We start from the raw sequence: 25,368 nt of genomic DNA, 5'->3' as shown, positions 1-25,368 counted from the left end.
GTGGAGGAGCCGGAGGTGACGGTGTCCAGGCCGGCCATGCAGTGCATGAGGGTGGACTTGCCGGAGCCGGACGGGCCCATGATCGCGGTGAACTCGCCCTGGGGGAAGGCGACGCTGACGTTGTCGAGGGCGACGACGCGGGTCTCCCCCTCCCCGTAGACCTTGTTCAGACCGGTGGCTCGGGCGGCCGCCAGGCCGGTGTGGACGGCGGTTGCGGTCGGCGTGGTCACGGGAGGCTCCTTGTGCTCGTCGTACTCGTGGACTTGTACCTCCATGTTCCGCGACGTGATCATGGTCTTGCGTCGCTCCGCCGGACGGTTGGCCCTACCACCGCTGGGCGTACGGGAGGGGTTGGCCCCTCCTCCTGCGGTATGACGTGGACCCTGATGCGGAACGGATGGCCGGAACGGATATCCTTCGTGGCCGAATCCCGGACAGTTCGTCAGATGGCAAGGAAACATGACAACTTCCGGGGCTGGGAACATGCGAAAGGGTGAGTCGGGAGACTAGGCTCAGGGTGGTTTCGCAGACGCCCGGATGGTGGAACGCAGACACGGGCAGCTTAAAACTGCTTGGCCGCGAGGCCGTGCCGGTTCGAGTCCGGCTCCGGGCACCGATCACCAGGCGGGGGCGCGACGGCGTCCCCGCCGGTCGTTGTTCACGGATCCTCCTCGCGGCGTATCCCGGAATTTTTGCCAAGCCATTACCCTTGTACGGGGCGGTGCAGTGCCGCCACGGAGGGAATGAGCAATGAGAAGCAGCAACCCGGTCTTCTCGCGGGAGGGGTCCTTCACCCGCGACTCCGGCTACGCAGGGTTCGGCAACACCGCACAGGCCGGGAGCCCGTACGGCAACAACCCCTACGCGGGGACGCCCTACGCCCAGCAGCCGCAGGGTCAGGCCCCGATGACCGACGAACAGCTCTACGAGCTGTACAACGGTCCGTCGGCCGGGCCGGCCGCCACCGGGCGGATGACGCTCGACGACGTGGTCGCCCGCACCGCCATGACGCTGCTGACGCTGGTCGTCGCCGGTGCGGTGGCCTGGTTCGCGCTGCCGTTCGAGAACTTCGGCTTCGCGATCGCCGCCAGCCTGGTGGCCATGGTCGTCGGCCTGGTGGTCTCCTTCAAGCGCAGCGTCAGCCCGCCGCTGATCCTGACGTACGCGGCCCTCCAGGGCTTCGCGATGGGTGCCGTCTCGCACGCCTTCAACACCATGCTGAACGGCATCGTGATCCAGGCGGTGCTGGGCACGGCGGCGGTCTTCGGGGCCATGCTGTTCGCCTACAAGAGCGGCAGGATCCGGGTCACCGCCCGCTACCAGCGGATCGGCATCTCGATCGCCCTCGGCTTCGTGCTGCTGATGCTGGTCAACGTGATCGCGATGGCCTTCGGCGCCGACATGGGGCTGCGCTCCGGTCCGCTGGGCATCGTGGTCGGCCTGATCGGCATCGGCCTGGGCGCCTTCTTCCTGTCGCTGGACTTCGCGGCGATCGAGGAGGCCATCGCCCAGGGCGCCCCGCAGCGCGAGTCGTGGCGGGCCGCCTTCGGGCTGACCCTCTCGCTGGTCTGGATCTACATGGAGATGCTGCGCCTGATCGCGATCCTGCGCGGCGACGACTGACGGTCCCTCCCGCCGTGAACCACTGCCGCCGGGCCCTGGAGCGACTCGCTCCGGGGCCCGGCGGCTTTCTGGCCTAGGCTCCTGTCCATGCATGACGTAGAGCCCCTGGACGTGGATCCCCTGGTCGAAGCCGTCGACAAACTGGCGGATCGTTTCCGCTCGCTGCCGCAGAGCAAGCTGCAGGGCGCCGTGCCCGGGCACGCCTCGCGGGCGGCGGCCGCGCTGGAACTGGCGCGGCGGCTGGCCGGGCTGGCCGCGGCGGCGGAGGGCGGCCCGCGGCGGGACTTCCCGGACGCCGGGGCCTTCGCAGTGGGGGACCAGCTGGCCGTCGCCGGGCACGACCTGGCGACCGCGCTGGCGGCGCTGCCGGAGGGCGCGCGGGTGGCGCTGCCGGACGGGCCGGCGGCGGCCGAGGTGCTGGCCGCGGCCGTGGACGCGGTGCGGGAGACGGCGGCGCTCTGCGGCTGAGTCCCCGGGAGCGCGTACAGGCCGAAGGCCGGCCGGGTCGGTAACCCCGTGACCCGGCCGGCCTTCGGCCTGCCTGCTGCGCGCTGCTGGGCTGGTGTGCTGGTGAGCCGCTGTCAGATGCTGGCGACCACCCGGTCGGCGAGCACGTAGACGGCCTCCTCGTCGGTGGAGAAGGTCAGCGAGTACGAGCCGGAGAAGCGCGAGCCGCCGAGCAGCCGGACGTGCTCGCCGGCGCGGACCGCGTCGATCAGCCGGTAGGCGGCCTCCCGGTCGCCCGGGGCCACGCAGAGGGTGGTGCCGTCGGCGAAGGCGTAGACGTCCAGGGTGCCCAGCGGGCCCGGGCGGACGTCGATCAGGGCGACGGCCTCCTCGGCGAGGGTGGCCAGCCGGCCGTCGGTCCACTCCCGGGACGGCGCCTGGCTGGGCACGAAGTCGGGGTGCGAGGGGTGGCGGCGCGGGTCGGGCATGGCGACCGGGGCCTCCTCGACGGCCGGGTCGGCGTCCAGCAGCCCGGCCTCCAGGCCGGTGGCCAGCAGGTCGGCCTCGCGGCGGGCCCGGGCGTCCTTGGTCTCGCCGACCGGGTGGCCGGGGCGCAGCGGCATGCCGCCCTCGGTGGCGGGCTCGGCGGGGGCGGTGCCGCCGCCCTCGTTGATCAGGTCCTCCAGCGCGGAGCGCAGCGCCTCGCCGAACTCCGGGTCCATCGTCCCGGCGTTGTCGACGGCGTCCTGCGGGCCGGTGGGGCGGGGGAAGAAGAGCGGCCACTCGTCGGTGCCGGAGAACGCGCCGGAGAACGGCGAGTCGAACAGCGGCGCGTCCTCGGCCGCGCGGGCCTCCTGCTCGGCCCAGAACGCCCGGGCCTCGGTGATCTCCCGCTCACGGTCGGCGGCGAGCGCCTCGGTGACGGCCCGGCGTATCGCGGCCTCGTCCACCGGGGCGGCCGCGGTCGGGGCCGCGGCCTGCGCGTCCAGTCGGCGGGAGAGTCCGCGGAGGTGGAGCAGCACGGCGGTCGACACGGTGATCAGGATCAGTAGCAGGATGGTGTAGACGGCGCTCACGGAACGTACTCCTAGCGAGGAGCGGAACGGGGTTACGTGTCCACACTGCCGCATGCGGGGCTGTTACCGCAGTGGCGAATGTCCAATTCGTCCAGGACTTTCGCTCTTGTCCCCAAATTGTTAGGTAACACCGTTCTACGCAGTGGAGTTGATCCGCTCCGCAGTGTCGATTTCCGGGCGGAAAACGAAAGAAATGAGGGCCGGATCGACCTCGCGGTGTGATTCGGCCCTCAATTACGCTGCGTCACTCCAAATGGGTGGTCCAGACCCTTCGGAGGGTGTCCGGAGGGTCAGCTCAGGCGCTCGATGACCATCGCCATGCCCTGGCCGCCGCCGACGCACATGGTCTCCAGGCCGAACTGCTTGTCGTGCCACTGCAGCGAGTTGATCAGGGTGGTGGTGATCCGGGCGCCGGTCATGCCGAAGGGGTGGCCGACCGCGATCGCGCCGCCGTTGACGTTCAGCTTGTCCAGGTCGACGCCGAGGTCGCGGTAGGAGGGGATCACCTGGGCCGCGAAGGCCTCGTTGATCTCGACCAGGTCGATGTCGTCGATGGTCAGGCCGGCCCGCTTGAGCGCCTGCTTGGAGGCCTCGACCGGGCCGTAGCCCATGATCTCGGGGGAGAGCGCGCTGACGCCGGTGGAGACCACCCGGGCGAGCGGGGTGATGCCGAGCTCGCGGGCCTTGGTGTCGGACATGATGACCAGCGCGGCCGCGCCGTCGTTCAGCGGGCAGCAGTTACCGGCGGTCACGGTGCCGTCGGGGCGGAACACCGGCTTCAGGCCGGCCACGCCCTCCAGGGTGACGCCGGCGCGCGGGCCGTCGTCCGTGCTGACCACGGTGCCGTCCGGGAGCGTCACCGGGGTGATCTCGCGCTCCCAGAAGCCGGCCTTGATGGCGGCCTCGGCGAGGTTCTGCGAGCGGACGCCGAACTCGTCCTGCTCGGCGCGGGTGATGCCCTTGAGCGCGGCCAGGTTCTCGGCGGTCTGGCCCATCGCGATGTAGGCGTCCGGCAGCAGCCCGTCCTCACGCGGGTCGTGCCACTCGCCGCCACCCTCTTCCGCCCGCTTCTTGGTGCGCGCCTGGGCCTCGTCGAAGATCGGGTTCATGGTGCCGGGCAGGCCGTCCGAGGTGCCGTTCACGCTGCGCGAGACGGTCTCCACGCCGGCCGAGACGAAGACGTCGCCCTCGCCGGCCTTGATCGCGTGCAGCGCCATCCGCGTGGTCTGGAGCGAGGAGGAGCAGTAGCGGGTGATGGTGGCGCCGGGCAGGTAGTCCATGCCCATCTGGACGGCCACGATGCGGGCCAGGTTGTGGCCCTGCTCGCCGCCGGGCAGGCCGCAGCCCAGCATCAGGTCGTCGATCTCGCGCGGGTCGAGCTGGGGCACCTTGGCCAGGGCGGCCTGGATGATGTGGGCGGTCAGGTCGTCCGGGCGGACGTCCTTGAGCGAGCCCTTGAAGGCCCGGCCGATCGGCGAACGGGCGGCGCTGACGATGACGGCTTCGGGCATGACGGGCTCCTCGCTGGGTGACGGCGGACCTGACGTCCGGGAGGAAAGTTACCGCCTGGTAGATCAGGCGTCACCCGTACCAGCGTGTGAGCTGGCCGACGTGTTCCCGGGGGGCGTACCGGCCTCCTTCCCGCCCTCCGGGCCGGGCGGGCCGATCCGCAGCCGGTGCCTCAACTGGGCCCAGCGGCGGCCCGCGCCCTCCGTCGGTACGGCCGCCACCTCGGTGCCCTCCCGGTCGGCCGCCGCGGCCGCCGCGACCGCGACCGGCAGCACCGAGGTGCCCGGGACGGCCGCGGCCGGGCGCTCCTCCTCGGGCCAGAGTCCGAGCGTGGCGCAGACCGAGGGCAGCACCGCCATCGCGGCGGTCGCGTAGCCCTGGGCCGAGGGGTGGTAGCGGTCGGCGGCGAACATCTCCGGGCGCGCGGCGAACTCCGGGCCCAGCAGCGAGCCCAGCGAGACCGTCCGGCCGCCCGCCTCCACCACCGCGATGGTCTGCGCGGCGGCCAGCTGCCGGCTCAGCCGGCGGGCCACCCAGCGCAGCGGCGGCCGTACCGGCTTGATCGTCCCGAGGTCGGGGCAGGTGCCCACGACCACCTCGCAGCCGTTGGCGCGCAGGGCGGCGACGGCCTCGCCGAGCTGGCGGACGGCCAGTTGGGCCGGGCTGTGCCGGGTCACGTCGTTGGCGCCGACCATGATCACGGCGACGTCCGGGTGGTGCGGCAGCGCCTGCTCCAGCTGGCCGGAGAGGTCGGCGGAGCGGCCGCCGGAGCGGGCCACGTTGACCAGCCGCACCGGGCGCTCCGCCACCGAGGCGAGGCCGGCGGCGAGCAGGGCGCCCGGGGTCTCGCCGGAGCGGGCCACGCCCAGGCCGGCGCCGGTGGAGTCGCCGAGGACGGCCAGCACGAGCGGGGCCTGCGGGCCGACGGCGCGGTCGGCGAAGGCGTCCCCGTAGACGCCGTCGGCCTTGGGCGGTTGGGTCTCCAGGACGCCGATGGCCTGGATGGCGAGCTTGCTCTCGGTCAGCAGCAGGCCGACCAGGCCCACCCCGAGCAGTCCGAGACCGCCGCCGCCGTAGGCCGCCGCGGTGGCGATCCGACGGGCCACCCGGGCCCGCGAGTCCCGTGCCCCTGGCATCCGGTGCCCCCTTCACGTGCTCCTGCCGCCCCCCCGCGGAGGCACGGCGTTGCCTGCACAGCGCTCTTACCCGCGCGGGGGGCGGGACTACCCGGGGCGCCGACGGGGGTGGGCCATTGGGGGAGGTGTGAAAGAGGGGAGCCGAGGGACGGGTGTCACGCCCTAGGCTTTGCAGTACCGAAAAGCAGTCGCACGCCCACAGACCGGGAGGACCCCCGTGCGGTACCACAACTCGATCATCGACCTGGTCGGCAACACGCCGCTGGTCAAGCTGAACAAGGTCACCGAGGGCATCAGCGCGACAGTGCTGGCGAAGGTCGAGTACTTCAACCCCGGCGGCTCGGTCAAGGACCGCATCGCGATGCGCATGATCGAGGCCGCCGAGGCCTCGGGCGCCCTCAAGCCCGGCGGCACCATCGTCGAGCCGACCTCCGGCAACACCGGCGTCGGCCTGGCGATCGTGGCCCAGCAGAAGGGCTACAAGTGCATCTTCGTCTGTCCGGACAAGGTCTCGACCGACAAGATCAACACCCTGCGCGCGTACGGCGCCGAGGTGGTCGTCTGCCCGACCGCCGTCGCCCCGGAGCACCCGGACTCCTACTACAACGTCTCCGACCGCCTGGTCCGGGAGACCCCGAACGCCTGGAAGCCGGACCAGTACTCCAACCCGGACAACCCGGCCTCGCACTACCACTCCACCGGCCCGGAGCTGTGGGAGCAGACCGACGGGAAGATCACCCACTTCGTGGCGGGCGTCGGCACCGGCGGCACCATCTCCGGCACCGGCAACTACCTGAAGGAGGCCTCCGGCGGCAAGGTCAAGGTGATCGGTGCCGACCCGGAGGGCTCGGTCTACTCGGGCGGCACCGGCCGGCCGTACCTGGTCGAGGGCGTCGGTGAGGACTTCTGGCCGACCGCCTACGACCGCAACGTCGCGGACGAGATCGTCGCCGTCTCCGACAAGGACTCGTTCCAGATGACCCGCCGCCTGGCCAAGGAGGAGGGCCTGCTGGTCGGCGGCTCCTGCGGGATGGCCGTGGTGGCCGCGCTGGAGGTGGCCAAGGAGCTCGGGCCGGACGACGTCGTGGTGGTGCTGCTGCCGGACGGCGGCCGCGGCTACCTGTCGAAGATCTTCAACGACGACTGGATGGCCGACTACGGCTTCCTGCCCTCGTCCACCGACGAGGCGCACATCGGCGAGGTGCTGGCCCGCAAGGAGTCCATGGAGCAGGGCGGCGTCCCGCAGTTCGTCCACATGCACCCGAACGAGACGGTCTCCGAGGCGGTCCGGGTGCTGCGCGAGTACGGCGTCTCGCAGATGCCGGTGGTCTCCCCGGGCGCCGGGCACCCGGACATCATGGCCGGCGAGGTGATCGGCTCGGTGGTGGAGAAGCTGCTGCTGGAGGGCATCTTCGCCAAGGAGATCGAGCTCACCGACACGCTGGACAAGGTGATGTCCAAGCCGCTGCCGGTGGTCGGCTCGGGCGAGACCGTCACCAACCTGATGACCGTGCTGGAGAAGGCCGACGCGGCCGTCGTGCTGGTCGAGGGCAAGCCGCAGGGCATCGTCACCCGCCAGGACCTGCTGGGCTTCCTGACCGGTCGCGGCCAGCACTGACCCGGCGTCACCGCCGTCCGCCGTCCGCTGCCCCGTCGCTCGCCGACCGCTGCCCCGCCGCCGCCCGTCGCCGATGCTCCGTCACCGCCGTCCCGCCGTGGACGGATGCGGAGGATTCGTCCACGGGGGAAGTGGTACACCGGCGTCACCTGCCCGCAGCACGTGGTTAACAAGGCTCGGGCATCGTGGTGGTCAACGGCAGGACGCCGAGTGAGGCGACGGCAACCGTCCGGGAGCGGCTCCCCGGCGGCGGCGGTCGGCTCCGGACACACCGGGTGACCCTGACCCGGTCGCTGTGTCCTCCGCCGTGGGAGGCGCCGTCGTCCCGCCCCTGCCCGGCCCCGGCCGGCTGACAGGGTGCGGCGGCTCCCGCGGCAGCACCGCGCCGCACGGCGCGTGTCCCCGTGGCTCCCGGGTGGGGGAGCCCCGGCGGGGAACGGTGGGGCCGGTCCTTCTCCGAGGGACCGGCCCCTTCCGTTCGCGCCGTTCGCGCCGGGCGCGCGGGGTGTGCTCCGGGCGGCCGCCCGCGCACCACGCCGGGCGCGGTCGTCCCGTACGCTCGCACGCATGACCAGCACTGAAACGACCGACCAGGACACCCCGCGCTACGTCCGGGTCAAGATCGAGCTCATCGCGGAGATCACCGACGAGGGCGCGCTCAAGGCGGCCGCCCTGGAGGCGGTCACCGCGGACGAGTACCTCGACGACGAGGAGCGCGCCCAGTCCGTCGAGGCCATCGAGGTGGACCCGTCGGGTTCGCTCGCCCACTTCATCGACCCGGTCGCGCTGCTCGGCGACGTGCCCGGCGTGGAGCTCGCCTCGGCGACCTGGGAGTCGGCGCAGACCGAGTTCGACCCGGACAGCGAGGAGTGGGACGAGTACCAGGTGGACGAGTCCGCCGAGTAGGACGAAGCCGTCGGGTGACGGCGCCCGCCGTCACCGCACGTGAACGCCCGGTCCGCCTCGCGGGCCGGGCGTTTCGTCCCTGTTCATCGGGAAGTTGGGTCATCTCATACGATCGCTTACCCTTCGATGTTGGAACCGTGAACGGGTGGATTGCGTTTCTGTATCCGTAATGCCCGGGATGATCAGCAGGGAGACGCGACGTGACGGCACGGGAAGGTCAGGGGCGGGCGGCCGGAAGCGGCTGGAGTCGGCGCGGGGTCCTCGCGGGACTGATCGGCGCGCCCGTACTGCTGCTGGCGGCCTGTAACGACAACAGCGCCAGCGGTAGCGGCGGTGGCAGCGGCTCCGGCGGCTCGGGCGGCACCCCGAGCGGCGCGAGCAGCAGCGCCCCCAAGACCTCGGCCGCGGTCATCACCGTCAGCCCGGCCGACGGTGCCGCCTCCGCGAGCTTCAGCGAGCCGGTCAAGGTCACCGTCGCCAACGGCACCCTGAGCAGCGTCAAGGTCACCGACACCACCGGCAAGGAGCTGGCGGGCCAGCTCTCCGCCGACGGCACCGGCTGGACCTCGGCCGCCGCCCCCGCCAGCGGTACCAAGTACACCGTCGCCGCCACCGCCTTCGACAAGGACAAGCTGGAGGCGGACTCCAACGCCGTCTTCACCACGGCGACCCCGGCCAACACCTTCGTCGGCTACTTCACCCCCGAGGACGGCTCGACGGTCGGCGTCGGCATGCCGGTCTCGATCAACTTCAGCAAGCCGATCACCGACCGCAAGAGCGTCCAGCAGGCGATCACGGTCATAGCCGAGCCGGGCGTCGAGATCGTCGGTCACTGGTTCTCCAGCACCCGGCTCGACTTCCGGCCCCAGGAGTACTGGGCCAAGGGCACCAAGGTCACCCTCAAGCTCAGGCTCAAGGACGTCGAGGGCGCCAAGGGCGTCTACGGCACCCAGTCCAAGGACGTCGGCTTCACCATCGGCCGCGCCCAGACCAGCGTCGCCGACCTCGCCACCAAGAAGCTCACCGTCACCACCGACGGTCAGGTCAGCGCGGTCTACAAGATCTCCGGCGGCTCGCCCGAGCACACCACCTGGGGCGGCAAGATGGTGATCTCCGAGCAGTACACCCAGACCCGGATGAACTCGCAGACCGTCAACCTGGGCAGCGAGTACGACATCGCGGACGTGCCGCACGCCCAGCGCCTCAGCACCTCGGGCACCTTCATCCACGGCAACTACTGGTCCTCGCCGTCGATCTTCGGCGGCCAGAACACCAGCCACGGCTGCATCGGCCTCCAGGACACCAAGGGCGCCCAGGACACCGGCGCCGACGGCTTCAAGTTCTACAGGTCCTCGATGGTCGGCGACGTGGTCGAGGTCGTGAACTCCGGCGACAAGGCGGTCGCCCCGGACAACGGCCTGAACGGCTGGAACATGAGCTGGTCCGCCTGGAAGGCCGGCAGCGCCGTCTGACCCCGCCGGACCCGGTACGAACGACTCCCCGGGTGGGACCGGATCCCACGGTCCACCCGGGGAGCGGGACGGGTGCGAAACGGCGGTGCCCGGTGGCGCTCAGCGCTTCGCGTAGTCCGCGAAGCCCTGCCAGTCGACGATCACACAGGCCTCCGGGCCCACCGTCCAGGCGTCGTGCCCGGGCGGGCAGAGCATGAAGTCACCGGGGCCCACCTCGCACTCCCGGCCGTCGTCCATGTCAGCCCTGGGTGCGGGCCACGCCGATCGGGCAGGAGGCGCCGGTGCCGCCCAGGCCGCAGTAGCCGTTGGGGTTCTTGGCCTCCGACAGGTACTGCTGGTGGTACGGCTCGGCCGGGAAGAACGGGCCGGCCGGGGCGATCTCGGTGGTGATCGGGCCGTAACCGAGCGCGGTCAGTGACGGCTGGAAGGCGTCCCGGGTGGCCGCGGCGGCCTCGGCCTGGGCGGGGGAGTGGGTGTAGACGGCGGAGCGGTACTGGGTGCCGACGTCGTTGCCCTGACGGTTGCCCTGGGTCGGGTCGTGGGCCTCCCAGAACGTCTTCAGCAGGCGCTCATAGGAGATCACGGCCGGGTCGTACACCACCCGGACCGCCTCGGTGTGCCCGGTCAGCCCGCTGCACACCTCCTCGTACGTCGGGTTGGGGGTGTGGCCGCCCTGATAGCCGACCAGCGTCGTCCAGACGCCGGGCAGCCGCCAGAAGGTGCGTTCGGCGCCCCAGAAACAGCCCAGCCCGAAGTCGGCCACCTCCAGGCCCTGCGGGTACGGGCCGGGCAGCGGGTGCCCGAGTACGGTGTGCGGCTCGGTGAGGGTGAAGGCCGGGGAGGGCCGGCCGGGCAGCGCCTGGTCGGCGGGGACGAGCGAGGTCTTGTGGCGGTTGAACAGCACGGCCTGCTCCAGCGGGTCGGGGAACCTGGCGCAGTGTGCAACGCGCACGGCCGCCCCCGGATTCCGGGAGCGGCCGTGCGGGCCGTTCGGGCGGTCGGGCCCGCTGCGCGGAGGCCGGGAGACCGGGGGCCCCGCGCACCGCGGTTCCGGCCCGCGGCGCACCCGCTCCCACCTGCGGGTTCACCCCGCTTCACGGTTCGGGCGGGCGTGACGGCATTCGCCCACTAGGCTCGGACCCATGACCGAGCACCAGCTTCCTCAGGGCTTCGAGACTCTCGCCATCCACGCGGGTCAGGAAGCAGACCCCCAGACCGGGGCCGTCGTCACGCCGATCTACCAGGTGTCCACCTACAAGCAGGACGGGGTGGGCGGCCTGCGGGGCGGCTATGAGTACAGCCGCAGCGCCAACCCGACCCGCACCGCGCTGGAGGAGTGCCTCGCGGCACTGGAGGGCGGCGCCCGCGGCCTCGCCTTCGCCTCCGGCCTGGCCGCCGAGGACACCCTGCTGCGCACCATCCTCAAGCCGGGCGACCACATCGTGATCCCCAACGACGCCTACGGCGGCACCTTCCGGCTGTTCGCCAAGGTGCTGACCCGCTGGGGCGTCGAGTTCTCCGTGGCCAACACCCAGGACCTGGCCACCGTCCGCGAGGCGCTGCGCCCCAACACCCGCGCGGTGTGGGTGGAGACCCCCTCCAACCCGCTGCTGGGCATCACCGACCTGGCCGCGCTCGCCGAGATCGCGCACGGCGCCGGCGCGCTGCTGGTGGTCGACAACACCTTCGCCAGCCCGTACCTCCAGCAGCCGATCTCGCTCGGCGCGGACGCGGTCGTGCACTCCACCACCAAGTACATGGGCGGCCACTCCGACGTGGTCGGCGGTGCGCTGGTGCTGGCCGACGCGGCCCTCGGCGAGGAGGTCGCGTACCACCAGAACGCGATGGGCGCCGTCTCCGGCCCGTTCGACGCCTGGCTGGTGCTGCGCGGCATCAAGACGCTGGGTGTCCGGATGGACCGGCACAGCGCCAACGCCGAGAAGGTCGCCGAGCTGCTGGCGAGCCACCCGAAGGTCAGCCAGGTGCTCTACCCGGGCCTGCCCGAGCACCCCGGCCACGACATCGCGGCCAAGCAGATGAAGGCCTTCGGCGGCATGGTCTCGTTCCGGGTCGCCGGCGGCGAGGAGGCGGCCGTCGAGGTCTGCAACCGCGCGCAGCTGTTCACCCTCGGTGAGTCGCTCGGCGGCGTCGAGTCGCTGATCGAGCACCCGGGCCGGATGACCCACGCCTCGGCGGCGGGCTCGCCGCTGGAGGTGCCGTCCGACCTGGTGCGCGTCTCGGTCGGCATCGAGTCGATCGACGACCTGCTGGCCGACCTCAAGCAGGCGCTGGGCTGAGCCTGTACGGGGCCGCGGCCCCTCACTGCCCCTGCTGGTCCGCCGTGTACGACTCCATCGCGAGGTTGAAGCGGGCCAGCAGGGCGCAGAACACGCGCTGCTCCTCCGGCGGCCAGCCGTCCACCAGGCGGCGCGTCAACTCGGCCCGGCCGTCGCGGACTTCGGCGAGCCGGTCGAGGCCGCGCGAGGTCAGCGCGAGCCGTACGGCACGGCGGTCGGCCGGGTCCTGCACCCGGCCGACCAGCCCGGCCGCGACCAGCGGGGCGACCTGGCGGGTCACCGTGGAGGAGTCCACCCCCAGCGACTCGGCCAGCGCCTTGACGTTGGCCGGCCCGTGCCGCTGCAGCCGGTCGAGCAGCAGGTAGGCGGCCCGGTCCAGGGCCCCGACCCCGCCGCCGGAGGTCCGGACCTGTTCCATGCGGCGGGCGAACACCGCCAGCTGGTACTGGAGTTGGGTGTGCACGGGGTCGGTGCGGTCGGTGGCCTGGGGCGAGGTCGTCGTCATCGCGGCTCACGATCGTCGTGCGGTGAGGAAGGCTCAGGAGCAGCAGGGTACGCGGGCCGGGCGGGCCCGGGAACAGGCCCGGCATTCCGGATTGCCGTCGCCCGCGCCCGTAGTCTGGCGCCATGCACACCTGGCCGATCACCCTTGACGACGTCCGCGGCGCCCAGAAGATGCTCGCCGGGGTAGCCCGGGTGACCCCGATGGAGGGCAGCCGGCACCTCTCCGGGCTGATCGGCGCGCCGGTCCACCTGAAGTGCGAGAACCTCCAGCGCACCGGGTCCTTCAAGCTGCGCGGGGCGTACGTGCGGATCGCGGGACTCTCGCCGGTGCAGCGGGCCGGCGGGGTGGTGGCGGCGAGCGCCGGGAACCACGCCCAGGGCGTGGCGCTGGCGGCCTCGCTGCTCGGCGTGCGCTCCACGGTGTTCATGCCGGTCGCGGCGCCGCTGCCGAAGGTCGCGGCCACCCGGGACTACGGCGCCGAGGTGCGGCTGCACGGTGCCACCGTGGACGAGGCCCTGCGGGCGGCGCAGCGGTACGCGGACGCGACCGGCGCGGTGTTCATCCACCCCTTCGACCACTGGGACGTGGTCACCGGCCAGGCGACCGTCGGGCTGGAGATCCTGGAGCAGTGCCCGGAGGTGCGCACCATCCTGGTCGGGGTGGGCGGTGGCGGGCTGCTCGCCGGGATCGCGGCGGCGGTCAAGCCGCTGCGGCCGGACGTGCGGGTCATCGGGGTGCAGGCGGCCGGCGCGGCCGCGTACCCGCCCTCGCTGGCGGCGGGGCGGCCGGTGTCGCTGGAGCACTTCGCCACCATGGCGGACGGGATCATGGTCGGGCGCCCCGGCGACATCCCCTTCGAGGTGGTCAACACGCTGGCCGACGGCATCCGCACGGTCTCCGAGGACGCGCTGTCGCGGGCGCTGCTGCTCGGACTGGAGCGGTTGAAGCTGGTGGTCGAGCCGGCCGGGGCGGCCCCGATCGCGGCGCTGCTGGAGAGGCCGGACTCCTTCGAGGGCCCGGTGGTGGCGGTGCTGTCCGGCGGCAACATCGACCCGCAGCTGATGCAGCGGGTGCTGCGGCACGGGCTGGCGGCGGCCGGGCGCTACCTGTCGCTGCGGGTGCGGCTGGCGGACAAGCCGGGTGCGCTGGCGGACCTGCTGGCCGTGCTGACCAGGGTGGACGCCAATGTGCTGGACGTGGCGCACGTGCGGATCGACCCGCGGCTGGGGCTGACCGAGGTCGAGGTGGACCTGCACCTGGAGACCAAGGGGCCGGAGCACTGCGCGCTGGTGGTCGGGGAGCTGCGGGACGCGGGGTACGTGGTCTCGGACTGAGCTCCGTCCCCGGACTCCGCTCCGCACTCCGGCCGGGCTCCGTCCTGCACGCCGTTCTGCGCTCGGTCCTGGACTCCGTCCCTTGACGCGATATATCGCGTACTGGAAGACTCGCGATACATCGCGTTCGAGTCCCACGGGTCGAGAATCGGGTCGCCCGTGTGCCCGGAAACGGAGCAGAGTGGGACAGATCGCCCCATACGTCCGAGGAGATGAGGCAAGGCCATGGCGCCAGCCATCCAAGCCGAGAACCTGGTGAAGACCTTCGGCGACGTACGAGCCCTGGACGGGGTCAGCCTCGACGTCCCCGAGGGAACGGTGCTCGGGCTGCTCGGCCCCAACGGCGCCGGGAAGACCACTACCGTGCGGGTCCTCACCACCCTGCTCCGCCCCGACTCCGGCCGCGCGGTGGTCGCCGGGGTCGACGTGCTCAAGCACCCCAACCGGGTCCGCAGCCTGATCGGCCTGTCCGGCCAGTACGCGGCGGTCGACGAGTACCTGACCGGCTTCGAGAACCTCACCATGGTCGGCGAGCTCTACCAGATGAGCAACCGCGCCGCGAAGGCCCGCGCGCTGGAGCTGCTGGAGTGGTTCAACCTCACCGAGGCCAAGGACCGCACCGCCAAGACCTACTCCGGCGGCATGCGCCGGCGCCTGGACCTCGCCGCCGCGCTGGTCGTCCGGCCGCCGGTGATGTTCCTGGACGAGCCGACCACCGGTCTCGACCCGCGCAACCGGCTCGCGCTCTGGGAGGTCATCGAGACGCTGGTCGAGCAGGGCACCACGCTGCTGCTCACCACCCAGTACCTGGAGGAGGCCGACCGGCTCGCCCACGACATCGCGGTGGTCGACCAGGGTCGGGTGATCGCCCGCGGCACCGCAGACCAGCTCAAGGCGCAGATCGGCGGCGAGCGGATCGAGGTCGTGGTGCACCGGCCCGGCCTGGTCGGCGACGCCGTCGCCGCGCTGTCCGGCTACGCGCTGAGCGAGCCGACGGTGGAGCGGAACACCCGCAGGATCACCGTGCCGATCAGCGGCGGCGCCCGGGTGCTCGCCGACGCGATCCGCGAACTGGACTCCCGCGGGATCGAGATCGACGACATCGGGCTGCGCCGCCCGACCCTGGACGACGTCTTCCTCACCCTCACCGGCCACGTCGCCGAGGAGCGGTCCGAGGAGGAGGGCGGCGCCGACCGCAAGGCGCGCGGCCGGGGCCAGGACGGCCCGGGTGGGCCGGGCGGGCCGGAGCCGGACAAGCAGGCCGTCGCGGCCGGGAAGGAGAGCTGAGATGAGCACCGCCACCGAGCACGCCATCGGCCCGGCGATGCCCAGGCAGCGCCGGGGGATCGCCGCCGCCCTGCACGACTCCTGGGTGGTCGCCAAGCGCAACCTGCGCCGGATGACCCGCATCCCGGAGATCGTGGTCTTCGGGTTGATGCAGCCGGTCATGTTCGTGCTGCTGTTCTCGTACGTGATGGGCGGGGCGATCAAGATCCCCGGCACCGACTCCAGCTCGGACACGTACATCCAGTTCCTGATGGCCGGCATCTTCGCCCAGACCGTCACCTTCGCCGTCGCCGGCGCCTCGGCGGGCATCGCGGAGGACATGAGCAAGGGGCTGGTGGACCGGTTCCGCTCGCTGCCGATGGCCCGGTCCGCGGTGCTGGTCGGCCGCACCCTGGCGGACCTGTGCCAGACCGCGTTCATCCTGGTGGTGCTGGCGATGGTCGCGCTGCTGGTCGGCTGGCGGATCCACGACGGCCTGCTCAACGCGCTCGCCGCCTTCGGCCTGCTGCTCCTGCTCGGCTACGCCTTCTCCTGGATCGGCGCGCTGATCGGCCTGTCGGTGCGCAGCCCCGAGGCGGCCACCTCGGCCGGGCTGATCTGGCTGTTCCCGCTGACCTTCGTGTCCAACGCCTTCGTGCCGGTCACCTCGATGCCGGGCTGGCTCCAGGGGATCGCGTACTGGAACCCGTTCAGCGCCACCGTGCAGGCCTGCCGGGTGCTGTTCGGCAACCAGGTCGGGCCGGTGGACAGCGCATGGCCGATGCAGCACGCGGCGCTGGTGTCGGTGCTGTGGTCGGTCGTGATCACCGCGGTGTTCTCCTGGCTGGCGGTGCGCAAGTACCGCTCCTCCAGCGCCTGACCGGGAGGCGTTCGGAGCGGGCCGTTCCTCGGGGCGGCCCGCCCGGAACGCCGGAGGGCGGCCGCGGAAGTACTGGACTTCCGCGGCCGCCCTCGGGTCGTGTGCGGCCGGATCAGCCGGCGTGCGGTACGACCTTGACGATCTTCACCATGGCCGGCCTGCCGTTCGGCAGCTCGTAGGTGGCCTCGTCGCCGATCCGCTTGCCGTCGATGGCGCGGCCCAGCGGGGACTGCGGCGAGTAGACGTCCAGGTCGTCGGCGCCCGCGACCTCGCGGGAGGCCAGCAGGAACTCCATCAGGTCGTCCTCGTCGCCGTCGAAGGCGACCGTGACGACCATGCCCGGGGCCACCACGCCCGAGTCGGCCGGGGCCTCGCCGACCTTGGCGCGCTCCAGCAGCTGGGTCAGCTGGCGGATGCGCAGCTCGTACTTGCCCTGCTCCTCCTTCGCCGCGTGGTAGCCGGCGTTCTCCTTGAGGTCGCCCTCCTCGCGCGCCGCCTCGATCTTCTGGGCGATCTCGATGCGCCAGGGCCCGGTCAGGTGTTCCAGCTCGGCCTTGAGCTGGTCGTAGCCGGCCTGAGTGAGCCAGGTCACGTTCTCACTGGTCTGGGTCACGGGTGCTCCTCGTAGGTGCTGGGGCTGTGCTGAGGGTGTGAGTCGTCAGCAGGGGTCGGTGGTGATATCGGTCTCAACTACAAAGCAACGCCCGCTCCCGTACCATCCGGTGCGGAAGGGGCGAAACCACGAGCCTAACAAGTCCTGCTGACAAGCGGGAGGGGCGTTCACGCGTCATTGACGGTGGCGTTGCGCCGCGGTGTACGGCAACGGAGTGCGGGACCCTCTACGGATGCCCGCTCTCCGGATCGGATATGCGTGCCGCCGGAGGCGGGTGCGCCGCCCGGGGCGCACTGTCCGGCCCGGGCGCGGCGCCCGGCGGGGGCGCGCTGCCCGGGGGAGCACTACTCGGTCGGGGTGCAGCCCAGCAGCTCGGCGGTGGTGCCGCGCGAGGTGGTGCGCAGGGTGACCACCGCGTCGTAGCTGGAACCGGCCGCCGGGACCGGGAAGTCGGCCACCCCGACCACCCCGTGGTCGTCGCCCTGCGAGCGCACGGTGCAGGTGCCGGCCTGCCCGTCGCCCTTGCGCACGGTGAGGTGCAGCTGGACCTCGGAGTCGGAGAGCACCTGGAAGGTCGGCACCGAGCCGTTGATCTTCGACTCGCGCAGCATGTAGGAGCCGCCCAGCCAGGCGATCAGGCCCAGGCCGAGCACGCCGCAGACCGCGCCGATCACCTTCAGGCGGCGGTCCGAGTCGCGGTCGCCGCCGCGGCCGTATCGCCCCTCGGGCAGACCGGTGGCGGTGGTGTCTGCACTCATCGGACTCCGTCCTCTCCTGGGGGAGGGGCCGCGCGGGTGGTGCGGGGGAATGCGACGCTCCTCCAGTCCGTCACTATAGGAGGGGCACGCCCGCGGCCGGTCCGGCGGGGGCAGGGCTCGGCCGCGGCGGCGACGTTCCGCGGCCCGGCCCCGCGGCGACGCGGTCCCGAAGTGAGCGGTTCGTACGGTGGGCAGACCCGGACTTCGCGGAACGCCCGACGAGTGTGGAAGGAACGCAAGGCGTTGACTGAGCAGTTGCGACTGATGGCGGTGCACGCCCACCCGGACGACGAGTCCAGCAAGGGCGCGGCCACCATGGCCATGTACGTCGAGCAGGGCGTGGACGTGCTGGTGGCCACCTGCACGGGGGGCGAGCGCGGGTCGGTCCTCAACCCCAAGCTCCAGGGGGACCGGTACGTCGAGGAGAACATCCACGAGGTGCGCCGCAAGGAGATGGACGAGGCGCGGGCGATCCTCGGCGTCAAGCAGGCCTGGCTGGGCTTCGTGGACTCCGGCCTGCCCGAGGGGGACCCGCTGCCGCCGCTGCCCGAGGGCTGCTTCGCCCTCCAGGACGTCAAGGAGGCCGCGGAGCCGCTGGTCCGGCTGATCCGCGAGTTCAAGCCGCAGGTCATCACGACCTACGACGAGAACGGCGGCTACCCGCACCCGGACCACATCATGACCCACAAGATCACCATGCTGGCCTTCGACGCCGCGGGCGACCCGGACGCCTACCCGGAGGCCGGCGAGCCCTGGCAGCCGCTCAAGCTGTACTACAACCACGGCTTCCCGATGGGCCGCATCCGGGCCCTCCACACGTACCTCACCGAGCACGGCCACGAGTCGCCGTACGGCGAGTGGATCGAGGGCTGGGAGAAGAGCGGCCGCAAGGAGCGCGAGATCACCACCCGGGTCCGCTGCGACGACTGGTTCGAGACCCGCGACCGCGCGCTGATCGCCCACGCGACCCAGATCGACCCGGACGGCCCGTGGTTCCGCGTCCCGCTGGAGGTCCAGCGCGAGGTCTGGCCCACCGAGGACTACGAGCTCAGCCGTACCCTGGTCGACGTGGACCTGCCGGAGGACGACCTGTTCGCCGGCCTGCGCACGCCCACCCTGGCGGTCGAGGCCGCCGACACGCGCGACTGAACCACCCCCCCCGATGGCCCGGCTCCCCGTGAGCCGGGCCACCATAGAGATATGAGTGCCTCCGTGAACCTCGTCCAGCTCGCCGCTGACCTCGCCGTCGACGACGCCAAGGTCACCCCCGGCCTCCTCGGCTTCGTCGTCTTCGCCGCCCTCGGCGTCGCGACCTGGTTCCTGGCCAAGTCGATGAACAAGCAGTTCAAGAAGGTCGACTTCGTCGAGCAGCCGGAGGCTCCGAAGGAGTGAGCCGGCGGGCCGGTCCCACGGGGCCGGCCTCCGGTTCGTCGGACACGGCCCGGCCGGTTCACCGGACGGGCCTCGGCCGGTTCGCCGTACCCGCCCTGGCGGGCCGTCCGGCTTCGTAGGATCCCGAACCATGACGTGGTCGTGGCACACCGTGGTGCGCAGGGCGGGGTACGGAACGGCGGCGGCGGGGGTGCTGGCGGCCGCGGCGGCGGGGCTGGGGGACCCGGGGCCGCTGATCGTCGGGTCCGGTGCGGTGGGGGTGCTCGCCGGGCTGTTCCCGGCGCTCTGGGCCCCGGGCCGGCTCGGTGCGGTGGGCCCCTCGGTGCTGGTCGCCTGCGCCGTGTCGCTGCTGGTGACGGCCGGATACCGCGGGCCGGTGTCCGGCAGCATCGAGAACTGGTGGCTGCTGGAGACCGTCGCGCTGCTCGTGCCGATCGTCCCCGCGGTGCGTCGGCCCCCGGCGGCGACGGCGTTCGGCCTCGGCGCGCTGCTGGTCGCGACGGCGGCACTGGTGCCGATGCGGATCGGGGTCTGGGCCGAGCCGCCGGCCCCGCCCGGGGCGATCACCAAGCTCTGCCTGACCTCGGCGCTGCTGTCCTGCGCGGTGGTCGGGGTCGGCTGCTACCTGCGCTCGATGGACACCCGGGCCCGGGCGGCGGTGGCGGCCGAACGACGGGCGCAGCGCCTGGACCTGGCCCGCGACCTGCATGACTTCGCCGCGCACGACGTCACCGGGGTGGTGGTGCTGGCTCAGGCCGCGCAGGTGCTGGCCCGGCAGGACCCCCGACAGGTGGTCGAACTGCTGGCGGGGATCGAGGCGGCCGGGCGGCAGGCGCTGGTCACGATGGACCGGACCGTGCAGGTCTTCGCGGCGGACGACGCCGATCCGGAGCCGCGTGGGCGGTTCGGGGCGGCTGCGGCTGATGCTGCGGTGGCGGAGCGGGGGCCGGGCCGGGGTTCCGGACGGGCGGCGGCGGGCGGGCCCGGGGCGCGCAGTCTGCGCCGCGACCTGAGCGAACTGCCCGCGCTGGCCGAGCGGTTCACCCGCAGCGGCTCCGCGCGGGTGCGGCTGGAGGCTCCGTCGGAGGCCGAACTGGCGGCGGTGCCGGAGGCGATCAGCGGGCTCGGCTACCGGCTGGTGGTGGAGGCGCTGACCAACGTCCGTCGGCACGCGCCCGCGGCCGGGGAGGTGGCGATCGAGGTCGGCCCGGCCCGGCACGGCGGGCGGGCGGCGCTGCGGGTCACGGTCACCGACGACGGGCTGCCGGGCGGGGCAGGGGGCTCGTCCGGTGCGGGTTCGCCCGATGAGGGTGGTGTCGGCGGCGCGTTGGGCGGGACCGAGCGGGAGGGCGGCGGCTTCGGGCTCGCGGGCCTGCGGGAGCGGGTGGAGGCGGCCGGTGGTGAGCTGACCGCCGGACCGGGGCCGGAGGGCGGCTGGCGGGTCGCCGCGGTGCTGCCGACGGAGGGCGTGGCCGGTCTCGGGGGCTGACCGGTCGGAGTCCCGCAGTCCCGGTCCGACGGCGGTTTCGAGCCTGTCGACGGGCTGATCCAGGCCATTCGGCACATCCGGCGGCGGCCGGTTCGGCGTTCGGAACGATCAAATGGGCCGATCGGCCGATGGCGACGCGCTCGGCGGGCGGGCAAGGATGTCGGTGCGGCGATCAGGGTGCGGGGTTCCCCTGAGCCGTCCCGACGAAAGAATCCCGAGCGGGGGATCGGCCTGTGATTCGCATTACCATGTCTGCCGAAGATCTGGCTCGTGTACGAATTGCTGGAAATGTCGAACAGGAGATGGAGGCGGTGCTGGCGCTGGAGGCGTGGCGGAGCGGTGGGGAATTCTTCCGCCCCTGGCAGCGGGCCGTCCGCGGGCAGTTGGCGCGGCAGCCGGTGCTGGCGGAGCGGCTGCGGCGTCTTTCGGGATCCAACGGTGGTTTCCGGGACGTATTGCGGGTGTGGGCGAATGGCCGGATCGTGTCGTCCGGCCGGGGTGCCGAGTCGGTGGTCCAGCGGGCCGATGTCGCCGCGGCGGTCCGCGAGTTCCACCAGGTGGCGCTGCGGCCCTGCTGGCCGGACGTCCGGGCCCGGCTGGAGGCGGAGCGGGACGTCCGCCGCCAGATCGCCGGCCGCGGCGGGGTGGACGCGTTGCTCGGCACGTTGCACCCGAAGATCCGCTGGAACGCCCCGGTGCTGGAGGTCCCCGCCGAACGGGACATCGAACTCACCCTCGACGGGCGGGGGTTGCGGCTGGCCCCGTCGCTCTTCCTGCAGGGCGCCGGGGTGCTGCTCCGGCCGCGGCGGGGGGAGCCGGAGGAGGCTCCGACACTGCTCTTCGCGATGCGTCCCGAGCGGGGCGGCCGCCCGGCGCCGGTGGGTGCGCCGGAGGCGGCGGAGTCCGCGCGCCGCGGCGGGGGCGAGCCGCTCGCCGCGCTGGTCGGCCGGACCAGGGCGGCGGCCCTCCATGCCGTGCTGGACGGCTGTACCACCGGCGAGTTGGCGGACCGGCTCGGAGTGACGGCCTCGGCGGTCAGCCAGCACACTTCCGTGCTGCGGGCGGCCGGGCTGATCGACACCCGGCGCTGCGGCAACGGCGTGCTGCACACCGTCACCCCGCTGGGGCGGGCGCTGCTGCGCGGTGAGGCCCCGTCGGGCGGGGAGGGCCGGTCTCCGGGTGGCGCCGCCCCGCGCTGGGTCGAGGGCCGTCGGCGGGCGCTGCGGTGAGGAAGGGGGTCGTGCGGACGGTGTCGGGCGGGTCGGCTCGGGCGAGCCCGGTCAGGTGCGCTCGGCCAGTCCCGACTCCCAGGCCCAGGTGGCGATGCCCACCCGGTTGCGGGCCTTCAACTTGCGTTGGAGGTTGGCCAGATGGGTCTTGACGGTGCTCAGCGAGATGAACAGCTCGGCGCCGATGTCGGCGTTGGTCAGCCCCTCGGCGACCAGGACGGCGATCTCCTCCTCGCGGCTCGTCAGCGGCTCGACCGGAGAGCGGTCGACCCGGCGCGGGCCGGTGAAGTGGTGCAGCAGGCGGGTGGTGATCTGCGGGCTGATCAGCGAGTCGCCGACCACCGCCGAGCGGATCGCCTCGGCCAGCAGCGCGGGCCCCGAGTGCTTGAGCAGGAAGCCGCAGGCGCCGTTGCGCAGCGCGGTGTGCACGTACTCGTCGAGGTCGAAGGTGGTCACCACGACGACCTTCACCTCCGGGGTGATGCCGGCCAGTCTGCGGGTGACCTCCAGTCCGTCCAGCCCCGGCATCCGGATGTCGACCAGCAGGACGTCCGGCCGCAGGGCGCGGACGGCGTCCATGGCCTCCAGGCCGTCCGCAGCCTCGGCCACGACCTCCATGTCGGGCTGGGCCGCCAGGATGTGCCGGAATCCCTGGCGGACGCTCGCCTGGTCGTCGGCGATCACGACACGCGTCTTCATGGCGTCATGATCGCACGGGTTTTCGGCGGCCCCGAAGTGAAGGCCTGGATTCCGCCTGGTATGCGTCGGATTCAGTTCCCACTTAACACTGTTGTCACATGACGAGGCGTCGGGGAAGGATGGTTCCTGTCGGAACGGGAAGCCGGGGCTTCGAAAGTTCCGGTGGAAACCGGAATTCCGTTCAGCGAATATTCGAAAGGGGGCGAGCGGCGAAGTGGACGCGAAGTACGAGTCGTATGCGATAGCCGATCCGGTGTGGTACGACGCCCTGGAGCGGTGTGACGACCGGGACTCCCGGTTCGCTCCGGGCGGGGGCGTGCTGCCCGAGGGCTGGCACGGCCGCACCCAGGGGGTGTGGGAGGTGCTGGCACCGCCCGGCGCCCCGCAGCTGCCGGAACAGGGCTGGAAGGTCCACGTCAGCGCCACGCCCGAGACCGCCGAGGAGACGATCGAGACGGTCTGGCGGGTCTGCCGCCGGCTCGGGCTGCCCTGGAAGTACCTGCGCAGCCGGCTGGTGGTCGCGGTGACGAACGCCAAGTACGCCGACCGGTCCGCCAGCGGCAAGGTCGTCACCGTCTATCCGCGGATGGCCGCGGAGCTGGAGACCGTCCTCGCCGAGCTGGACGGGGCCCTCGGCGGCCGCCCCGGCCCGTACGTCCTGTCCGACCTGCGGTGGAACCAGGGTCCGGTGTCGGTGCGCTACGGAGGCTTCGCCCTGATGTGGTGCGAGCTGCCGGACGGCACCAGGGTGCCCGCGGTGAAGGATCCGGACGGCCGGCTGGTGCCGGACGCGCGGCGTCCGCGCTTCACCGTCCCCGAGTGGGCCACGACCCCGGACTTCCTGGCCGAGCGGATCGCCGCGGCCGCCGCCGGCGCGGGAGCCGGCCTCGGCCGCTACCGGGTGGTCAAGGCGCTGCACTTCTCCAACGCCGGCGGGGTCTACCTCGCCGAGGACGAGGGCGGCCGACGGGTCGTCATCAAGGAGGCCCGCCCGCACGCCGGGCTGGACGCCTCGGAGACGGACGCGGTGGCCCGGCTGCTGGTCGAGCGGGACGTCCTGGAACGGGTCGGTCACCTGCCGTTCGTGCCGGAGCTGTACGAGTACTTCACCAGCTGGGAGCACCACTACCTGGTGATGGAGTACATCCCCGGCGAGTCCCTCAACGCCTGGCTGGGCCGGGAGTACCCGCTCACCCGGCACCGGCCGGACGCCCGCGCCCTGGCCGACTTCGCGGGGCTCGCGGTCACGCGGCTCGCGCTGGTCGAGGAGTGCGTCGCGGCGCTGCACCGGGAGGGGGTGGCGTTCGGGGACCTCCACCACCGCAACATCATGGTCCGCCCGGATGGCACCGTCGCCCTGATCGACTTCGAGCTCGCGACGCCGCTGGACACCCCGCGCCGGCGCACCCTCGGCGCCCCCGGCTTCACCGACCCGGCGATCACGGACGCCCGTGAGGCCGACCTGTTCGCGCTCGGCTGCTGCCAGCTCGCCGCCCTCGTCTCGCTGACCACGCTGACCCGGCGCAACCCGGCCGTCGTCACCGGGCTGCTGGACCTCGTCGCGGAGTCCTTCCCGACGGTGCCCGCCGACTTCGTCGAGCGGATGACGAAGCGGCTCGCCCTCTCCCCGGCGCTGCGGCCCCACCTCGGGGACCGGCCCGCGGCCGAGGCCGGGGCGGAGCTCACGGTCGCGTCCCTGCTGCGCGGCATCGACGGGGCGGCGACCCCGGAGCGGGAGGACCGCCTCCACCCCGGCGACGTGGCCGGGCTGCGCCCCGGCGGTGCGCTCGGGCTGGCGTACGGCTCCTCCGGCGTGCTGCTCGCCCGGCACCTGGCCGGAGTCGCACCAGGGGAGGCGCAGCTGGACTGGCTCGCCGCCGCTGTGCGGCGCGCCCCGGCCGACACTCCGGTCGGACTGTACGACGGGCTGGCCGGCGCCGGCTGGCTGTTCCACCGGCTCGGGCACCCGGACGCCCCGAACGTGGTGGACCGGCTGCTGGCCGGCCCGTTGCCCGCCTCACCAGGCCTCTACGGCGGCCTGACGGGCGTCGCCCACCTGCTGCTGGAGGCCGGTGCGACGGACGAGGCGCTCGGGCTGGCCGCCAAGGCCGCCGGCCGGATCGGCGAGGCCGGGCTGCTGGACCGGCCGGGGCTGCTGCGCGGCTGGTCGGGGCCGGCAGTGCTGTTCGCCCGCTGCGCAGCCCTCACCGGTGACACGTCCTGGGTCGAGGCCGCCGAACGGGCCGTCCGCTGCGACCTACGGCACGGCCGGCTGGTCGACGACATGCTCCAGATGCACAGCTCGGGCCGGCTGCTGCCGTACCTCGCGGAGGGCTCGGCCGGAGTGGCGCTCGCCGTCCTGGCCCTGCCCTCCGTCCAGGCCGAAGCCCTCGGCGCCGAACGGGTGCTGGAGGCCGCGGCCCGGGCCGGTGCGGTCCGTGTGGTCGTCCAGGGCGGGCTGTTCAACGGCCGCGCCGGGCTCGTCTACACCCTGTTCCAGGTCGCCGCCCGCCTGCCGCACTGGCGGGCCGAGGCGGAGGAGCAACTCCGGCTGCTGGAGCTGCACCTGGCCCCGCAGCAGGACGGCGGTGTCCTGCACGGGGACCAGCTGATCCGGCTCTCGACCGACCTGGCCACCGGCTCCGCCGGCGCCCTGCTGGCGCTGGCTGCCGCCAAGAGCCCCGGGCAGTGCCTGCTCCCCGGTGCCCACCCCAGCCGCGGGTGGACGCCGGAGCGGGCCGAGCCCGGTACCCCGTCCCGGCGAGACGACGAGAGGAGGTGACCGTGATGGCCGACATCCTGGCCCTTCAGGAGCTCGACGAGGAGATCGTCGTCGACGCCCCGTTCAGCTCGGTCAGCGCGTTCCACTGCTGACCCCCTGGTCCCTGCGGCCCGGTGCCGTGTTCCGGTGTGATGACGAGAGGAGGTGACCGTGATGGCCGACGTCCTGGCGCTTCAGGAGCTCGACGAGGAGATCGTCGTCGACGCCCCGTTCAGCTCGTACAGCGTGTTCAGCTGCTGATCCCCTGGTCCCTGCGGCCCGGTGCCGTGTTCCGGTGTGATGACGAGAGGAGGTGACCGTGATGGCCGACGTCCTGGCGCTTCAGGAGCTCGACGAG

25 protein-coding genes and 1 tRNA gene are annotated in these 25,368 nt (G+C 72.7%); 16 read left to right on the top strand and 10 right to left on the bottom strand.

What is annotated here, in order from left to right; translation table 11 throughout:
* A partial coding sequence (locus ACGF0D_RS36815) for an ATP-binding cassette domain-containing protein (protein ID WP_392923891.1) occupies positions 1-275 on the bottom strand: 275 nt, incomplete at its 3' end.
* Positions 276-531: 256 nt separating this feature from the next.
* On the opposite strand from ACGF0D_RS36815, the gene ACGF0D_RS36810 reads away from it, so the two are divergent.
* The 3 genes from ACGF0D_RS36810 (at position 532) to ACGF0D_RS36800 (ending at position 2,091) form a co-directional block, all read left to right on the top strand.
* Positions 532-613 (top strand) — tRNA-Leu (locus ACGF0D_RS36810).
* A 137-nt stretch (positions 614-750) separates the two neighbouring features.
* Complete coding sequence (locus ACGF0D_RS36805) at positions 751-1,623, top strand: Bax inhibitor-1/YccA family protein (protein WP_392923889.1); 873 nt, start codon at positions 751-753, stop codon at positions 1,621-1,623.
* 87 nt (positions 1,624-1,710) lie between these two features.
* Complete coding sequence (locus ACGF0D_RS36800) at positions 1,711-2,091, top strand: hypothetical protein (protein WP_392923886.1); 381 nt, start codon at positions 1,711-1,713, stop codon at positions 2,089-2,091.
* Positions 2,092-2,204: 113 nt separating this feature from the next.
* Here ACGF0D_RS36800 and ACGF0D_RS36795 read toward each other — a convergent pair whose 3' ends face one another.
* The 3 genes from ACGF0D_RS36795 to ACGF0D_RS36785 all read right to left on the bottom strand — a co-directional run bounded on the left by ACGF0D_RS36795 (position 2,205) and on the right by ACGF0D_RS36785 (position 5,791).
* Positions 2,205-3,146, bottom strand: a complete 942-nt coding sequence (locus ACGF0D_RS36795) for a hypothetical protein (RefSeq protein ID WP_392873888.1) — start codon at positions 3,144-3,146, stop codon at positions 2,205-2,207.
* 290 nt (positions 3,147-3,436) lie between these two features.
* Positions 3,437-4,657, bottom strand: coding sequence for an acetyl-CoA C-acetyltransferase (locus ACGF0D_RS36790; protein WP_392873885.1), 1,221 nt, complete (start codon positions 4,655-4,657; stop codon positions 3,437-3,439).
* Positions 4,658-4,720: 63 nt separating this feature from the next.
* On the bottom strand, positions 4,721-5,791 hold the full coding sequence (locus ACGF0D_RS36785) for an SGNH/GDSL hydrolase family protein (RefSeq protein ID WP_392923883.1): 1,071 nt from the start codon (positions 5,789-5,791) through the stop codon (positions 4,721-4,723).
* Positions 5,792-6,008: 217 nt separating this feature from the next.
* Between ACGF0D_RS36785 and ACGF0D_RS36780 the strand changes: the two genes are divergently transcribed.
* The 3 genes from ACGF0D_RS36780 to ACGF0D_RS36770 all read left to right on the top strand — a co-directional run bounded on the left by ACGF0D_RS36780 (position 6,009) and on the right by ACGF0D_RS36770 (position 9,787).
* Complete coding sequence (locus ACGF0D_RS36780) at positions 6,009-7,409, top strand: cystathionine beta-synthase (RefSeq protein ID WP_392873879.1); 1,401 nt, start codon at positions 6,009-6,011, stop codon at positions 7,407-7,409.
* Between the two features lie 567 nt (positions 7,410-7,976).
* Positions 7,977-8,315, top strand: a complete 339-nt coding sequence (locus ACGF0D_RS36775) for a hypothetical protein (protein WP_392873876.1) — start codon at positions 7,977-7,979, stop codon at positions 8,313-8,315.
* A 200-nt stretch (positions 8,316-8,515) separates the two neighbouring features.
* On the top strand, positions 8,516-9,787 hold the full coding sequence (locus ACGF0D_RS36770; protein WP_392873873.1) for an Ig-like domain-containing protein: 1,272 nt from the start codon (positions 8,516-8,518) through the stop codon (positions 9,785-9,787).
* 99 nt (positions 9,788-9,886) lie between these two features.
* Here ACGF0D_RS36770 and ACGF0D_RS36765 read toward each other — a convergent pair whose 3' ends face one another.
* Together ACGF0D_RS36765 and msrA are read right to left on the bottom strand one after the other, a co-directional pair.
* Positions 9,887-10,024: a hypothetical protein gene (locus ACGF0D_RS36765; RefSeq protein WP_392873870.1), complete on the bottom strand. Its 138-nt coding sequence runs from the start codon at positions 10,022-10,024 to the stop codon at positions 9,887-9,889.
* A gap of 1 nt (position 10,025) precedes the next feature.
* Positions 10,026-10,691: a peptide-methionine (S)-S-oxide reductase MsrA gene (msrA, locus tag ACGF0D_RS36760; RefSeq protein WP_392874271.1), complete on the bottom strand. Its 666-nt coding sequence runs from the start codon at positions 10,689-10,691 to the stop codon at positions 10,026-10,028.
* Positions 10,692-10,929: 238 nt separating this feature from the next.
* Here msrA and ACGF0D_RS36755 point away from each other — a divergent pair, with 238 nt between their 5' ends.
* Positions 10,930-12,084 (top strand): cystathionine gamma-synthase, encoded by a 1,155-nt coding sequence (locus tag ACGF0D_RS36755; RefSeq protein WP_316526555.1) that lies wholly within the window; start codon positions 10,930-10,932, stop codon positions 12,082-12,084.
* A 22-nt stretch (positions 12,085-12,106) separates the two neighbouring features.
* On the opposite strand, the gene ACGF0D_RS36750 is transcribed toward ACGF0D_RS36755, so the two are convergent.
* The gene (locus ACGF0D_RS36750) at positions 12,107-12,589 is read right to left on the bottom strand and encodes a MarR family winged helix-turn-helix transcriptional regulator (protein WP_392873867.1); all 483 of its coding nucleotides are present in this window, start codon (positions 12,587-12,589) and stop codon (positions 12,107-12,109) included.
* A 122-nt stretch (positions 12,590-12,711) separates the two neighbouring features.
* Between ACGF0D_RS36750 and ilvA the strand changes: the two genes are divergently transcribed.
* The 3 genes from ilvA to ACGF0D_RS36735 all read left to right on the top strand — a co-directional run bounded on the left by ilvA (position 12,712) and on the right by ACGF0D_RS36735 (position 16,069).
* A complete protein-coding gene (ilvA, locus tag ACGF0D_RS36745; protein WP_392873864.1) occupies positions 12,712-13,923 on the top strand; it encodes a threonine ammonia-lyase in 1,212 nt (403 codons plus the stop codon).
* Positions 13,924-14,148: 225 nt separating this feature from the next.
* On the top strand, positions 14,149-15,210 hold the full coding sequence (locus ACGF0D_RS36740; protein WP_392923880.1) for an ATP-binding cassette domain-containing protein: 1,062 nt from the start codon (positions 14,149-14,151) through the stop codon (positions 15,208-15,210).
* A gap of 1 nt (position 15,211) precedes the next feature.
* Positions 15,212-16,069 (top strand): ABC transporter permease, encoded by an 858-nt coding sequence (locus tag ACGF0D_RS36735; RefSeq protein ID WP_392923877.1) that lies wholly within the window; start codon positions 15,212-15,214, stop codon positions 16,067-16,069.
* Between the two features lie 112 nt (positions 16,070-16,181).
* On the opposite strand, the gene greA is transcribed toward ACGF0D_RS36735, so the two are convergent.
* A complete protein-coding gene (greA, locus tag ACGF0D_RS36730; protein ID WP_392873856.1) occupies positions 16,182-16,682 on the bottom strand; it encodes a transcription elongation factor GreA in 501 nt (166 codons plus the stop codon).
* 344 nt (positions 16,683-17,026) lie between these two features.
* Complete coding sequence (locus tag ACGF0D_RS36725; RefSeq protein WP_392873853.1) at positions 17,027-17,440, bottom strand: DUF4307 domain-containing protein; 414 nt, start codon at positions 17,438-17,440, stop codon at positions 17,027-17,029.
* A 243-nt stretch (positions 17,441-17,683) separates the two neighbouring features.
* Here ACGF0D_RS36725 and mca point away from each other — a divergent pair, with 243 nt between their 5' ends.
* From mca to ACGF0D_RS36705, 4 genes are all read left to right on the top strand, one after another.
* Complete coding sequence (gene mca / locus ACGF0D_RS36720; protein ID WP_392873850.1) at positions 17,684-18,589, top strand: mycothiol conjugate amidase Mca; 906 nt, start codon at positions 17,684-17,686, stop codon at positions 18,587-18,589.
* A gap of 51 nt (positions 18,590-18,640) precedes the next feature.
* A complete protein-coding gene (locus ACGF0D_RS36715) occupies positions 18,641-18,832 on the top strand; it encodes a hypothetical protein (RefSeq protein WP_392873847.1) in 192 nt (63 codons plus the stop codon).
* Between the two features lie 130 nt (positions 18,833-18,962).
* Positions 18,963-20,321 carry a sensor histidine kinase gene (locus ACGF0D_RS36710; protein WP_392923874.1) on the top strand — a complete coding sequence of 453 codons (1,359 nt, stop codon included), beginning with the start codon at positions 18,963-18,965 and terminating at the stop codon, positions 20,319-20,321.
* A gap of 302 nt (positions 20,322-20,623) precedes the next feature.
* Positions 20,624-21,550 carry an ArsR/SmtB family transcription factor gene (locus ACGF0D_RS36705; RefSeq protein WP_392923871.1) on the top strand — a complete coding sequence of 309 codons (927 nt, stop codon included), beginning with the start codon at positions 20,624-20,626 and terminating at the stop codon, positions 21,548-21,550.
* Between the two features lie 51 nt (positions 21,551-21,601).
* Here ACGF0D_RS36705 and ACGF0D_RS36700 read toward each other — a convergent pair whose 3' ends face one another.
* Positions 21,602-22,249 carry a response regulator gene (locus ACGF0D_RS36700; protein WP_392873839.1) on the bottom strand — a complete coding sequence of 216 codons (648 nt, stop codon included), beginning with the start codon at positions 22,247-22,249 and terminating at the stop codon, positions 21,602-21,604.
* Positions 22,250-22,463: 214 nt separating this feature from the next.
* Here ACGF0D_RS36700 and lanKC point away from each other — a divergent pair, with 214 nt between their 5' ends.
* On the top strand, positions 22,464-25,031 hold the full coding sequence (lanKC, locus tag ACGF0D_RS36695; protein WP_392923868.1) for a class III lanthionine synthetase LanKC: 2,568 nt from the start codon (positions 22,464-22,466) through the stop codon (positions 25,029-25,031).
* 2 nt (positions 25,032-25,033) lie between these two features.
* Positions 25,034-25,123 carry a class III lanthipeptide gene (locus tag ACGF0D_RS36690; protein ID WP_392873833.1) on the top strand — a complete coding sequence of 30 codons (90 nt, stop codon included), beginning with the start codon at positions 25,034-25,036 and terminating at the stop codon, positions 25,121-25,123.
* Positions 25,124-25,368: the final 245 nt, after the last annotated feature.

The sequence above is a fragment of the Kitasatospora sp. NPDC048298 genome, assembly GCF_043201465.1.
In the GTDB taxonomy this organism is placed as follows: Bacteria; Actinomycetota; Actinomycetes; order Streptomycetales; family Streptomycetaceae; genus Kitasatospora.
The sequence above is the reverse complement of the archived record's forward strand: the minus strand, read 5'-3'. Positions and strand labels throughout refer to the sequence as shown.